This is a genomic window from Diaphorobacter aerolatus, assembly GCF_014489535.1.
GTDB lineage: Bacteria > Pseudomonadota > Gammaproteobacteria > Burkholderiales > Burkholderiaceae_C > Diaphorobacter_A > Diaphorobacter_A aerolatus.
The window spans coordinates 1494724-1507922 of sequence record NZ_CP060783.1; the positions used below are offsets into that span (position 1 = coordinate 1494724).

Annotated in this window: 11 protein-coding genes; 7 read left to right on the top strand and 4 right to left on the bottom strand. The window is 61.4% G+C overall.

Going from position 1 to position 13199, the window contains the following annotated elements; genetic code table 11:
- The first annotated feature begins 60 nt into the window (after positions 1–60).
- The 7 genes from H9K75_RS06950 (at position 61) to H9K75_RS06975 (ending at position 9276) form a co-directional block, all read left to right on the top strand.
- Positions 61–765, top strand: a complete 705-nt coding sequence (locus tag H9K75_RS06950; protein ID WP_226858585.1) for a TetR/AcrR family transcriptional regulator — start codon at positions 61–63, stop codon at positions 763–765.
- Between the two features lie 194 nt (positions 766–959).
- The gene (locus H9K75_RS06955; RefSeq protein ID WP_187725216.1) at positions 960–1982 is read left to right on the top strand and encodes a ligase-associated DNA damage response exonuclease; all 1023 of its coding nucleotides are present in this window, start codon (positions 960–962) and stop codon (positions 1980–1982) included.
- The gene (locus H9K75_RS23675; protein ID WP_226858586.1) at positions 1979–2248 is read left to right on the top strand and encodes a hypothetical protein; all 270 of its coding nucleotides are present in this window, start codon (positions 1979–1981) and stop codon (positions 2246–2248) included. Before H9K75_RS06955 ends, H9K75_RS23675 begins: the two co-directional genes overlap by 4 nt.
- A 175-nt stretch (positions 2249–2423) precedes the next feature.
- Entirely contained in the window at positions 2424–3647 is a 1224-nt protein-coding gene (locus H9K75_RS06960) for an ATP-dependent DNA ligase (protein WP_226858587.1), read from the top strand.
- 17 nt (positions 3648–3664) lie between these two features.
- The gene (locus H9K75_RS06965) at positions 3665–6265 is read left to right on the top strand and encodes a ligase-associated DNA damage response DEXH box helicase (protein WP_226858588.1); all 2601 of its coding nucleotides are present in this window, start codon (positions 3665–3667) and stop codon (positions 6263–6265) included.
- A complete protein-coding gene (gene pdeM, locus H9K75_RS06970; RefSeq protein WP_187725218.1) occupies positions 6262–6912 on the top strand; it encodes a ligase-associated DNA damage response endonuclease PdeM in 651 nt (216 codons plus the stop codon). Before H9K75_RS06965 ends, pdeM begins: the two co-directional genes overlap by 4 nt.
- A gap of 501 nt (positions 6913–7413) precedes the next feature.
- On the top strand, positions 7414–9276 hold the full coding sequence (locus H9K75_RS06975; protein ID WP_226858589.1) for a phospholipase D family protein: 1863 nt from the start codon (positions 7414–7416) through the stop codon (positions 9274–9276).
- 24 nt (positions 9277–9300) lie between these two features.
- Here H9K75_RS06975 and H9K75_RS06980 read toward each other — a convergent pair whose 3' ends face one another.
- The 4 genes from H9K75_RS06980 to H9K75_RS06995 all read right to left on the bottom strand — a co-directional run bounded on the left by H9K75_RS06980 (position 9301) and on the right by H9K75_RS06995 (position 13191).
- Entirely contained in the window at positions 9301–10308 is a 1008-nt protein-coding gene (locus tag H9K75_RS06980; protein WP_187725220.1) for a tRNA dihydrouridine synthase, read from the bottom strand.
- Positions 10309–10421: 113 nt separating this feature from the next.
- On the bottom strand, positions 10422–10946 hold the full coding sequence (locus tag H9K75_RS06985; protein WP_187725221.1) for a GNAT family N-acetyltransferase: 525 nt from the start codon (positions 10944–10946) through the stop codon (positions 10422–10424).
- A gap of 203 nt (positions 10947–11149) precedes the next feature.
- Positions 11150–12598 carry an aldehyde dehydrogenase family protein gene (locus H9K75_RS06990; RefSeq protein WP_187725222.1) on the bottom strand — a complete coding sequence of 483 codons (1449 nt, stop codon included), beginning with the start codon at positions 12596–12598 and terminating at the stop codon, positions 11150–11152.
- A gap of 227 nt (positions 12599–12825) precedes the next feature.
- Positions 12826–13191 (bottom strand): hypothetical protein, encoded by a 366-nt coding sequence (locus H9K75_RS06995; protein ID WP_187725223.1) that lies wholly within the window; start codon positions 13189–13191, stop codon positions 12826–12828.
- Between the last annotated feature and the right edge of the window lie 8 nt (positions 13192–13199).

Below are 13199 nucleotides of genomic sequence, written 5' to 3' on the forward strand. Positions count from 1 at the left end.
CGGAAAGCGGAAAAAGTACCGGTTAGTATCTCCCGCATTGAAAACCAAAATTCGAAAACCGTGAATCTCCCTCCTGAAGTCTTGAGTTGGCTGGAAGCCGATGACGAGGATTTGCCGAAAGTGCAGAACATGCTTCTGGACGCCGCCGCCAAAGCCTTCACCGTCTACGGCTTCGCTGCGGCTTCCATCGACGTCATCGCGCGCGAGATCAATGCCACCAAAGGCAGTGTCTACTACCACTACCGAAGCAAGGCAGAGCTGTTCTTCGCGGTACACAAGCGGGCTATGCTCATCAACCTGAGAACACAGCTTCCCATCGTCAGCAACACCCGCTTGAGCCCTCTGGAGATGCTGCACGAGATGACGTACCACCATGCCATGGTCATGATGGACTACCTCTACTACCAGCGCGTTACCGTACAAGGGGTGGAACTGCACCAATCGATCAGCACGACACCGTATGAGCGCGAGGCACTCACTCAGGTCATCGCCATGCGCGACGCGTATGAGAGCCTGTTTGACCAAGTGGTTCATGAAGGCGTGATGCGGGGCCAGTTCGAGGTGATCGATGCCTCCGTTGCCAGCAAAGGCATTCTGGGTTCGCTCAACTGGATCACGATGTGGTATCGCCCCCGGGACGGGGAACTTCCGTCCGCCAAACAGCGGATCGCGAAGCAACTGGCACAGCAGGTGACCCACGGCGTAGCTGCGCAGGCGGCGAGCAGCGCGCATGGCGACACCAGGCGCAACAAAGCCAAGGTGTAACGTTTTGAATATCCACGTGACTCGCGGCTCAGGCTGACGCCGCGCGGCATTCACTGCGTCAAGAATGGCCGGATGACGCAACTGGATATACGGCTTGATCGCAATGCCCGGAACAGACTGAGGCCTGTTCGCGCAACCCATCCGAAGACTGCGCGACGCGATCCCCGTGTGTTGTGTGAACAACAGGGCCCGGCGTGAGCGACCTGATCACGCTGACCGATCGCGGCCTTTATTGCGAGGCTGGCGATTTCTTTGTCGACGCGTGGAAGCCCGTGCACCGCAGCTTCGTGACGCATGGGCACGGAGATCACGCGCACATCGGCATGGGCGAGTACTGGTGCAGCGCCGCGAGCAAGGACATCTTGAATTGGCGTCTTGGAGTGCAGAACATCCACACCCTGGACTATGGCGAGCAACGGCGGTTCGGGGATGTGCTGGTCTCTCTCCATCCCGCAGGTCATATTCTGGGATCGGCCCAGATTCGCGTCGAGCGTGAGGGCGAGGTATGGGTGTTCACGGGCGACTTCAAGCGAGAGCCGGATCCGACCTGTGCGCCGTTCGAGGTCGTGCCTTGCGACGTGTTCATCTGCGAGGCCACATTCGCCTTTCCGGTGTACTCCTGGCCCGCGATTGAGCAAGAAATCTCACGCGTTCTGCAGTGGCGCGAACTGTGTGAATCCGAAGGCAAGGCAGCGATTCTGTATGCCTACAGCCTGGGGAAAGCGCAACGCATTCTTGCCGAACTGAACGGCAAGCTTGATCGCCCCGTGTTGCTGCATGGAGCGATGGAGCGTGGGGTCGACGTCTACCGCAGAGCGAACATCGCGCTCGCCCCGACGGAACTGGTGATGAGTCTGCCGGGCGACACGTCGTTTGCAGGCCGACTGGTTCTCGCGCCCCCTTCCGCGCAGGACTCCGCATGGACAAGACGCTTCCGGTCCTTTGAACAGGCGCAGGCCTCGGGCTGGATGCAGTTGCGTGGCAATCGACGCCGGCGAAATCTGCAGCGCGGTTTCGTCATATCGGATCATGCTGACTGGAACGCACTGATAGAGACGATTCGCGAATCGGGTGCACACCGCGTGATTGCAACGCACGGAAATACCGATGCACTGATTCCCTATCTCGAACGTGAACTGGGCGTGCAGGCCGAGAGGTTGCGCACGGCTTATGGCGACGATGAAGAGTTGACGGCGAACGCAGAGAACGTGGCATGAACCGGTTCACCGAGCTGTATCAGACACTGGATCGCGCCGCAGGCAGCAAGGCGCGTGAAGCGGCGCTTCAGTGCTACTTTGAAAATGTCGACAGCGCCGAGGCGAGTTGGGCGATCCATGTGCTCGGTGGCGGCAAGGTCAATACCGGGCGTTATCGCATCGCCAAAACCACCGAGATGCGCGAATGGGTTGCGGAGCTCACTGCACTGCCCCATGGCTTGTGGAAGACAGCTATCGGCAAGTGGGGGACTTGGCGGAAACGCTGACATTATTGGTCTCTGCACAGCGCAACAAGGCAGGAATCGACACCGCTGCGCATGCCAGCGGAGACGGCTGGTACGCGCCCGATGGATCCAACAGGCTTGACGAGTGGATTGAGAATTTTCTGATCCCCTTGGTACCCGTGTCGCCGGAGATCAGAAAACTGGCGGTTCAGGCCGCATGGTTACGGCTTACGATGCCTCGCGCTTTGTCTTCAACAAACTGTTGACCGGCTCCCTGCGCGTCGGAGTGTCGCGCCGTACCTTGCAGGTCAGCCTCGCGCGGATGGCCGGCATCTCCACTGCCGATATGGCGCATCGCATGGTGGGCGAATGGATACCTTCTCCAGAGGCCTATGACGCACTGATGAACACCGAGGTTTCCGCGCAGGCATTGGACAAGCCCTACCCATTTTTTCTCGCATCACCCCTGCCTTCGGCCATCGAGGCATTGGGCGAACCCGGCGACTGGCAAGCGGAATGGAAATGGGACGGCATTCGCGTGCAGCTCGTGCGTCGCAGCGGACATACACCCTATCTGTGGTCTCGCGGCGAAGAACGGCTGGATGGACGCTTCCCTGAACTGGAAGCACAGGCCATGCTGTTGCCGGCCGACGCCGTGCTCGACGGCGAGTTGCTTGCCTGGGACGAGGCAGCGCAGATTCCGCGCACTTTCGTATCCCTTCAAAAGCGGATTCAAAAACGCAAGCCCTCCGCGCGGTTGATGAACGAGGTACCCGTGCGCATCCTGTTCTACGACCTGCTGGAGCTGGATGGAGAAGATCTGCGCTCGCAACCTTTAGCCATGCGGCGCCTGGAATTGGAGCGTTTGCTGGCGCCGTTGCAAGCCGACAATGCGATGCTGGCTCTTTCACCACTGATCCGGTTTGACCATTGGGCTCAACTGACCGGCGTGCGCGACGAATCTGCTGCGCATCACGCGGAAGGCCTCATGCTCAAATCGCTGGCATCACCTTATCAGGAGGGGCGCAGACGAGGAGACTGGTGGAAATGGAAAATCGACCCGCTAACCATCGATGCCGTGCTGATCTACGCGCAAAGCGGAAGCGGCAGACGCAGCACGCTGCATACCGACTACACCTTTGCCGTCTGGAACGCTGAAGGAGTGCTCGTTCCCGTGGCCAAGGCGTATTCGGGCCTGACGGATGCGGAAATCCTCAAGCTCGATAAATGGATTCGCGCGCACACGTTGGAGAGATTCGGGCCGGTGCGCTCCGTCAAGGCCGAACTCGTCTTCGAGCTTGGCTTCGAGGCGGTCAACCGCTCGGCGCGGCACAAATCGGGCGTGGCGGTGCGGTTTCCACGCATACTGCGTTGGCGTGACGACAAGACGGCGCCAGAGGCCGATCAACTGTCCGCGCTGCTCGCGTTGTGCCGCGAGTAGCGAAGATGGAACCACCCGTGCAGGACGCTATTCCCCCGGCGATTTCCTCGCGCGCCGTTGCCAGCGCGCAAAAGGATTGGCGCGCTTGGCTCAAGACGCAGGGCATCTCTGCCGCACGATTTCAGCAACGCGCATGGACGGCATTTCTCGAGGGCCGAAGCGGAATCATCTCCGCACCGACGGGCAGCGGCAAGACGCTCGCCGCACTCGGCGGGCCCGTGATCGCGGCGCTTTCGGAACGCCACGCAGGCGTTGATCCGCACGTCGGCTTTCGCATGTTGTGGATCACGCCGTTGCGCGCACTGGCCACCGACACGCGTGAGCGCATCGTGGGCCCAGTGCAGTCTCTGCTGCCGCAATGGCAAGTGGCGATGCGCACCGGCGACGCTTCCGCGCGCGACAAGCGCCTGTCGCAAGGCACGCAAGCGCAGTTGCTCATCACCACGCCGGAGTCCCTGGCCATCCTCCTGAGCCACGAACGCAGCCTCGATCAGTTCTCCCATCTTCAAAGCATCGTGGTCGATGAATGGCATGAGCTGTTGCCAAGCAAGCGGGGCGTGCTCCTGCAACTCAACCTCGCGCGGCTGCGGACGCTTGCACCGCGATTGCAGATATGGGGACTGTCCGCAACCATCGGCAATCTCGACGAGGCGCTCGACGTGCTCGTCCGGGATCGTCCGCGTTCCCAAATGGAAATCCTTCAGGACGACCGGCCCAAGCCATTTCATCTGCACTCGATCCTGCCGCCCGCCAGCACGCGACTGCCATGGGCCGGGCACCTGGGACTCGCCAACCTGGGCGAGGTCGCCAAGCTGGTGCTGTCTACGTCGAGCAGCATCGTCTTCACCAATACGCGCTCGCAAGCGGAGTTGTGGTTCACGGCGCTGAGTTCGATCTGGCCCGAGGAGGCAGATACGCTCGCGATTCACCACAGCTCGTTGGATCAACATGTGCGACTGCAGGTGGAGGACGGACTGCGCAATGGGCGTTTGCGCTGTGTGGTGGCCACGAGCAGCCTCGATCTGGGTGTCGATTTTCCGGCGGTTGATCGCGTCATCCAGATCGGCGGTGCGCGTTCGGTCGCGCGCACGGTACAGCGCGCGGGCCGCGCCAGGCATCGGCCAGGCGCGCCCGTACATATGGATGGAGTCGCCACGCAAGCCATGGATCTCTGCGAATTTGCCGCCACGCGCGAACTGGCTCAGGAGCAAATCTACGAAAGCCGCAAGCCGTTAGCGCTGTGCTTCGACGTGCTGAGCCAGCATGTGATGTCCATGGCGCTTGCGGGTGGGTTCGACGCCGAAGCGCTGCTGCGGGAAGTGCGATCTTCCGCCGCGTTCGAAGCACTGGATGCCACGGATTGGAGCGACGTGATGGACTTTCTCACGCGGGGCAGTTCGTCGCTCGCGGCTTATCCCGAATACGAGCGACTGACCGCAAACGAAGAAGGTCGATACGTCCCCGCCAATGCACGCGTAGCCGGACGTCACCGCATGTCCATAGGCACCATCTTCAGCCATACCGCGTTTCAGGTGCAATATCTGCGCGGCGCCCGATTGGGAAGCATCGAGGAAACCTTCCTCGCCCGGCTCAAGCCCGGCGATGTATTCAATTTCGCGGGCAGAAGCCTCGTTCTGGTCCGGATTGAAAACACCACGGCATGGGTGCGTCGCTCGAACACCATCGGCACACACACGCCGTCCTGGGCCGGATCACTCATGGCCATGTCCGCCAGGGTCGGAGAGCGAATGCAGACCCTGCTCGCACAGGCCATCACGCACGATGCAGCCTCAAGCGCAAGCGCGCCGCTTTCACGCGAGCTTCGCTATCTGCTGCCGCTTCTTCGACTGCAACAGCAACGCTCGCACGTGCCTGCCGAGAACGAACTGCTGATCGAACAGATTGATCCCGCATCGCCGAAGCGTGCATCGGGAGGCAAAAAACAGCAAGATGCACCACGCGCGGCGAGCCTTTTCGTCTACCCCTTTGCGGGCAGAGTCGTCCACGAAGGCCTTGCCCTGCTGCTCGCCACGCGTATCGCCCAGGCGCAGCCCAACACCTTCTCGTGGAACTGCAATGAAATCGGCTTCATGCTGCACCCTGAAAACCCCATCGATGCGAGCGCCATTGACTGGCAAGGCATTCTCTCGGGAGATCACCTGGAGGCGGACCTACAGGCCGCGATCAATTTCAGCGAACTGGCCCGCAAACGCTTCAAGGAAATCGCTCAGATCGCCGGGCTGGTGACGACGCGCATGCCGGGCTCGCGCATTCCGGACAGACAATTGCAGGTCTCGGCAGGACTGCTCTTTGACGTATTGAGCAAATATGACGCTGAACACATTCTCTTGCGCGCCGCAAGGCGTGAGGCGCTCGATCAGGAATTGCATCTACCCACGATGCGCGAGAGCCTCGCCCGCATGTCAATTCAGCATCGCGTCATAGCGCGTTCTGAAAAGCACACGCCGTTTTCCTTCGGCCTGTGGGCGGAGAGTTTCCGAGGGCAGCTCTCCAACGAAAGCTGGAGCGAACGCATCAAGCGCCTGTCCGTTCAAAGCGATGAGCCCACGATGCGCGAAGGCGCACCACCACGACGGCGCCGCACCAATCCCTCATGAACAGCCAGTCCCTCAATATCCCACAGGGCCTCGAGGTCCGCATAGCGGGGCATGAATTCATCGCACTGCCCGAGCGGGCGCTCTATTGGCCCACGCATCGGACATTGATGATCGCCGACCTGCACCTGGGGAAAAGCGACACGTTCCGTTCGTTCGGCATAGCCGTCCCTATCGACGTTCAGATGCATGACCTGCAACGATTGAACGGCTTACTCGACGCACTTAAACCCGAATCTCTCGTGATACTCGGCGACTTCGTGCATGGCGCCATCGTCGGATCGCAGACATCCCACGCGTGGCGCAAATTGAGAGAAGCGCACCACTCCACGCGATTCATCCTCACGCGCGGCAACCACGACCGTACGGTGCTGGCAGAACAATGGTTGATTGACGACCTGGTTCCCAGCCTGTTGCTTGGTGATGACGTTCTCTTGAGTCACGAACCTGCGCATTCTCGAACCTCGCACAAGGAGTTCAGTTTGAACATCCATGGTCATAAGCACCCCGTCTTCCGCCCCCATCACTGGAACCGCGCCATGCCCGCGATGGTTTTTGAGGGAACCGAACTGGCTTTGCCCGCTTTTTCGCATTTCACTGCGGGAGTGCGAGTGGGGGGAAGGGAAGTCGGGTTTGGGTGTTTCAGGTAGACGGCTCGTCGGGCGTGGTGGAACTGCGGATTCGGTGAGTCATTCGCCAAGGGAGATTTCAACATCCATCACACTCGCGACAGCGTCACCGCGCCGACGCGCCGGATTCATGAGTGTGCGGGGCAGATACTCCAGCGACGCGTTAGCCCCCGCATTCGCCTCCGGCTCCAGAACAGCCCAGCGCTCGACAACATCCGTGGCAGATATCGGATTCGCAGAACAACACCGGACACGGGGACTTTTCACCACGTTTTGTTGCGCAAACATCGCTTTCGCAGGTAGGAGGACATCCATTTCATCTGCGTGGAGGGGAGCACATTGCCTATTCACAATCAGCACCGCGACAATGACAAGCACAAGACAGATCCGTCGAAGTCGTCCCAGATCGCCGTAGCTCCAGACAAGATGAACGCTCCAACCCTGACATCGCCAGTTCACGGCACCTCGTTACTCTTGCGCAAGGAACGTTGGCGAGGACTTGCGCAACGTTCTACGGCGCGCTTGCCAGCGATACTCTTGATCGCGCTATTGCTGCTGCAATGGCTCACCGGCTGCGCCACCAGCAAACTCCCCACCAACGTCGAGCGCCCCGTCTCCACGGCGTCCGCTCCGGTGGCGACCGCTCCGCTGGTGCAGCTCGCGCAGGCGCGTAAGCAAAAGGAAAGCAAGGCCGGGGCTGCGGCTTCCGGGTTCATGTTGTTGACTGGGGCGCAGACGGCCTATGGGAGTCGCCTGTCGCTGGTGGAGCAGGCGCGGCATACGCTGGATCTGCAGTACTACGCGATTCACGCGGATGCGAGCACCGAGCGGTTACTGGTGGCGATTGTGGATGCGGCGCGGCGTGGGGTTCGGGTGCGGATTCTGCTCGACGATTTTCACGGAACCGGCCGCAATGCGCTGGTGATGCGCATGGCGTTCGTACCGAACGTGCAGATGCGCATGTTCAATCCGCTGCCGGGTGATCGCGAGAACATCGTCAGCCGCATGTGGCATGCGGCGACCGATTTTCAGCGTGCGCAGCAGCGCATGCACAACAAGCTTTTTCTCTCCGACAACGTGATGGGCGTAATGGGCGGGCGCAATCTTGGAGACTCGTATTTCGGCAACGCCGAGGCCAACTTCATCGATGCCGATGTGCTCGTGGTAGGGCCGCTGGTGCAGGATCTGTCGCGCAGTTTTGACGAGTACTGGAACAACGAGCGCGCCTACCCGGTGCAGTCGCTGATCGAAAAGAAGGAACTCGACCGCATGCGCGCGGATTTTGCTCGGCGTGACGAAGCGGCCTCCGACTCCGACTCGGGGTCTGCCGAGAACGGCGATGCCAAGGTCAGTGACCGTGAAGGGCGAGCAAACGCCGCCCCACTGCAAGACGCGTCGGCCGCTCAGAACACAGGTGGCGCACGGCCCATGCCGCCGGACGGCGAGCCGCGACCGGGCATGAAAGATGCCGTCACGCAGGAGCAGCGCGCGCAGGCCTGGAACATGCAGTCGCTCGATCTCGCGAAAGCTCCGTTGATCTGGGGCAACGCGATCATGCTGGCGGACAAACCGGGCAAGATTCCCGCGGTCGATGCGGAAGGCAATACCGATCCGTTGACGTCGCACGCGTCCGCGCGTGCCAGTCCGCAGGCGCGGAAAACCTTGCGCGGAGAGAACGATGACGATGGCGAATCCGGTAAAAAGAGCGCCGCAGCCGTCGCACCGGCACCTGTGCAGCCGCCGGATTCCGTAGTCGATGGACTCGTCAGCCTGATCGACTATGTGAACAAGGACCTGCTGGTCGTCTCGCCCTACTTTGTGCCCGGCGAGCGCATGATGGAAACCTTCAAAGCGGCCGTGGATCGCGGCGTTCGCGTGCGCATACTGACCAATTCGCTGGCCTCCAACGACGCGCCTGTGGCGCACATTGGTTACGCGCGCTACCGCGAACAGTTGATCAGGAACGGCATCGAGTTGTATGAACTGGTCAGCGACCCGAGCAATTTGCGTTCGGCTCTCGGCATGGGCAGTACCGGCAGCGCCACGCCGCAGGCGCAGCGTGTGATGCTGCACTCCAAGGTGCTGGTGCTCGACGGCCGGCTCACCGTGGTCGGATCGATGAATCTGGATCAGCGATCCAAGCTGCAGAACACCGAAATCGCGGTGCTGGTGCGCAGCCGCAAGCTGTCCGCCGAAACCACGCAACTGATCGAACAGGGCCTGACACAGGGCGCATGGCGCGTGGTGCTGGAGAATGACCGGCTGGTCTGGAAACCGCCACAGAACAGCGACCTCAAGGAAGAGACGACCGATCCCGATACCAGTCTGCCGCTGCGCATGATGCTCAAACTCATCGCGCCGCTGGTGCCGGACTCGGTGCTTTGAGCACTTCGGCGTATCAATGCTGCATCAGTGCGTCATCTGCCAGTCGACTTCCTTCTGGCTGGGTTCGGCCACCTCGAAGGGACCGTGCTGCGTTTTGAGCCAGGCCGTGATGTCACGCTGATTGCGCATGGCGCGCACGTGGGCGAACGCGCACTCCGCCTCGGCAAAGCGCCTGCGCAGTAGATTGAGCCATTGCTTGAGTCGCCCGGCGCGCTGTGCGGGCTCCAGATCCGCGCAGACCATTTGCCAGAAACGAATGATGTGCGGCCCAAGGTCCTTCCATTCGACGGCCCCGCCCACACCTTCATCCGCGTCGACCGAGCGTATCGCGAGCGCGAGGCCGGGATCGGCGACGATGCCGCGCCCCAGCATGAGGTCATCGCAACCGGATTCGCGACGACAGCGCAGCGCGTCCTGCACCGTCCAGATTTCGCCATTGGCGATGACCGGGATGTTCAAGGCGGCGCGAATCGCCGGTATGCGTTCCCAGTAGGCGGGCGGGCGATATCCGTCGGCCTTGGTGCGCGCGTGCACGACCAGTTCACTCGATCCTCCGGCCTGCATCGCCTGGGCGCAATCGATGGCGAGGCTGTCGTCGTCGTAACCCAGGCGCATCTTCGTGGAGACCACCATCTGCGCGGGCACGGCACGGCGTACTGCCTCGACCACGCGGCCGATGCGGTCAGGCTCGCGCAGGAGCGATGCACCGCCACCATGCCGGTTCACGACCTTGGCGGGACAACCGAAATTCAGATCGACACCGAACGGACCGAGTTCGGCGAGTCGCGCGGCATTCTGTGCAAGCGCCTGCGGATCCGAACCGAGCAGTTGGGGGCGAACCGGCACGCCAGACAAGGTGCGGCACCCGTTGCGCAGTTCGGGGATGTAGCGGTGAAAAACGTGATCGGGCAAAAGCCGGTCGGTGATGCGAATGAATTCCGAGACGCAGCGATCCATGCCGCCCACGCGGGTCAGCACATCGCGCAAGACGAAATCCAACAGCCCCTCCATCGGAGCCAACAGCAGTTGCATGGCGGACGACCTATGCGAAGTGGAAGGCCGAGGAGCTTAGCCGCACCGCCATGCAGCCCAGAGCGTCAACTTGCGCGGGGACTGCACGGCACTGTTTCTTTGTCTCTCTCGGCTTATCCGTGAACCGGCCGCTTCAGGCGAACTTCCTCGACCTTCACTCCGCCGACCACGTGTGTCTTTGCGGTGGTCATCTCGCGCTTGAAACCGGCCATTTCGTGAAAACGAAGTGCCCGCTCGTTGCGCAGCGGCACCCACGAGGTCACCGAAGTGCAGCCCTCTTCCTGAAGACCGTCGCGCGCCGCATCCCACAGAGCCAGGCCAACGCCCTTGTTCCAATGGGTGGGAGCCGCGTAGATGGCCCAAATCTCGCCCGTGGTGGGGCGACTCTTTTCATCGCGGGAGCGATCAAAACCGATAAAACCGACGATCTTGTCACCGTCAACGGCAACCTGAACCTGAGGCTCGCAGTATTCGATGGCTTCGCGCCAGTACGCCTGACGCTTTTCCACCGAAGACATGGATTTCAGTTGGTCGTCGGGAACCAGACCTCGGTATGCCTCCAGCGCGGAAGCAGTGTGAACCTGAGCAATGGCTTTTGCATCGCGAAGTGTCGCGGGACGAACCTGAATACTGGACATGGGGAGAACGAAACGTGTGAAACAACGAAAAACCCATCATTCTCGCAAAAATGTGGGTTGGGTTCACGCGCTCGTTTGTTTCCATAGCGGCCAGGCTGCTTTTTCCATGTTCTGCTTGCCTAAATGGCCAACATCGTTCATAGCAGCCCAATGCGCCGGATCGGAAGACTCCTGCCGCACCGCGCTCACCCTGCCGATATTGTTCAGAAGAGCCTGCGCAGCAGCGACATGATACGGTCAAATTGAGGCCCATAAGGCGGATAGAGCATCGCGCCCATCGAAAATCGCGATTGAACAAGCACCGATTTCTGATGGCTGAAGCGCAGGTAGCCGGCCTCGCCGTGGTAGCCACCCCAGCCGCTGTCGCCCACGCCGCCGAACGCCAGACCGTCGTGCGCGATGTGCATGAGCGTTTCGTTCACGCTCACCCCTCCGCTGACGGTGCGCTGAAGCACGGAATCGCGCACCGCATCGCTCTTGCCGAACCAGTACAGCGCCAGTGGCCTCGGGCCGTTGTTGATCAGCGTGATGGCATCGTCGAGCCGGTCATACACCACCACGGGAAGGATCGGGCCGAAGATTTCTTCCTGCATGAGCTGCATCTCCTGCGTGGCACCGAACACCAGGGAAGGCGGCATCTGGCGTGCCACGCCGTCGCCGATGGTCGTGGGCGGCGGCGCGGGCGTGCCGGGCTGCGGCGTCAGGACCTGCACGTCGGCACCTTGCGTCTGCGCCTGCTGCAGCATGTTGCGCAAACGCGCAAGATGCCGCGAATCGATGATGGCCGCATAGTCCGGGTTTCCCTCGAAATAGGGAAACAGCCTGGCCACCGCCGCGCGATACGCCTCCGTAAACGCGACCTCCTTGCCGCGCGGCAGCAGCAGGTAGTCGGGCGCAATGCATGTCTGCCCGCCGTTGAGCAGCTTGCCGTGTGCGATCTTCAGCGCTGCGTCGGCCATGTCGCAATCGGCATCGATGATGCATGGCGACTTGCCGCCGAGCTCGAGCGTGGTCGGCGTGAGATTGGCCGCGGCGGCCTGCGCGACCTTGCGCCCGACGGCCGTGGAGCCGGTGAACACCAGATGATCGAACGGCAGCGAAGCCACCAGCGCAGCAATCGCCGCATCGCCCTGCACCACGCACATCTCGTCGGGCGCGAAGAACTGCGCCACCAGCGAAGCCATTTGCGCGGACGTATGAGGAGTCAGTTCGCTCGGCTTGATCAACACGCGATTGCCCGCCGCCAGCGCGTCGATCGCGGGACCCAGCGCAAGCTGCACCGGGTAGTTCCACGGCGCGATCACGCCCACCACGCCCAGTGGCTGCGTCTGCACATGGGCGCTGGCAGGCATCAGGTAAAGCGGCGTGCGTGCGCGGCGCGGCTTCATCCATTGGGACAGTTTTTTGAGCACATGCGCGAGCTGCGCGCGCAGCACAAAAAAATCGGCCACTTCGGTGAGCCGCTGCGAGCGCATGCCGAAGTCCGCCTGCACCGCCGCAGCGAGCACCGGCGCGTTTTCCTCAAGCAGTTTCTTCATCCGCAACAGCCGCTCGCGCCGCACCAGCAAGGGCACATCGACCTGTGCCCGGCTGGCCTCACGCTGCAGCTCGAACAGTCGGCGAATGTCATCGGGATGCGTATAACTGGTCATATTTGTTCATCATATCGGCGCAAGCGAACAGGCCAGTGAACTGCCCCGCAGCGAACTGAGAATTTGTAAAAATCAGCACGCAGCCCGCCCAAAAGAGGCACAGACAAAGCGAAGTGCCGCACACGCCTCTCTCCATCCACCCGTCCGAAAAAAGAAAACGCCGCTGAAGGAATTTCTTCCCAGCGGCGTTTTGCCATTGTTAACACTCGCCTGTCAAGGCAGAAATCTCACCGCACTTCCCGCGCCTGCACATCCGTCACATCCGGCGCTGCCCTGAGCAGCCCAGCCCCACGCATCCGGGACTCACCATCGGAAAACGACGAGGAAGAAGATGAAGACGACGCAGACGAATCACGCGGTGCAGACCACCGTCCCGTGCTGCGATACACCGTGCTCCATCCACTGCGTGGATCCATCTTCATCGCCCACGGCATGACGGGCTGGCCCGTGAGCCGCGCCCAAAGAGCACGCGCACCCCACACCAGCGCCAACAGCATCGCGGCGGCAAGCACGCTCAGAAACACCACCACACCGCCAACGATGACGATGAGGCGCAAAACAATTCGGACGATGCCGGACAACAGATCGTTCAAAGCAGTCT

Coding starts and splice junctions, on each gene's coding strand:
- H9K75_RS23675 (WP_226858586.1), top strand. CDS start 1,979: ATGAACCGGTTCACCGAGCTGTATCAGACACTGGATCGCGCCGCAGGC.
- H9K75_RS06960 (WP_226858587.1), top strand. CDS start 2,424: ATGGTTACGGCTTACGATGCCTCGCGCTTTGTCTTCAACAAACTGTTG.
- pdeM (WP_187725218.1), top strand. CDS start 6,262: ATGAACAGCCAGTCCCTCAATATCCCACAGGGCCTCGAGGTCCGCATA.
- H9K75_RS06980 (WP_187725220.1), bottom strand. CDS start 10,308: ATGCAACTGCTGTTGGCTCCGATGGAGGGGCTGTTGGATTTCGTCTTG.
- H9K75_RS06985 (WP_187725221.1), bottom strand. CDS start 10,946: ATGTCCAGTATTCAGGTTCGTCCCGCGACACTTCGCGATGCAAAAGCC.
- H9K75_RS06990 (WP_187725222.1), bottom strand. CDS start 12,598: ATGACCAGTTATACGCATCCCGATGACATTCGCCGACTGTTCGAGCTG.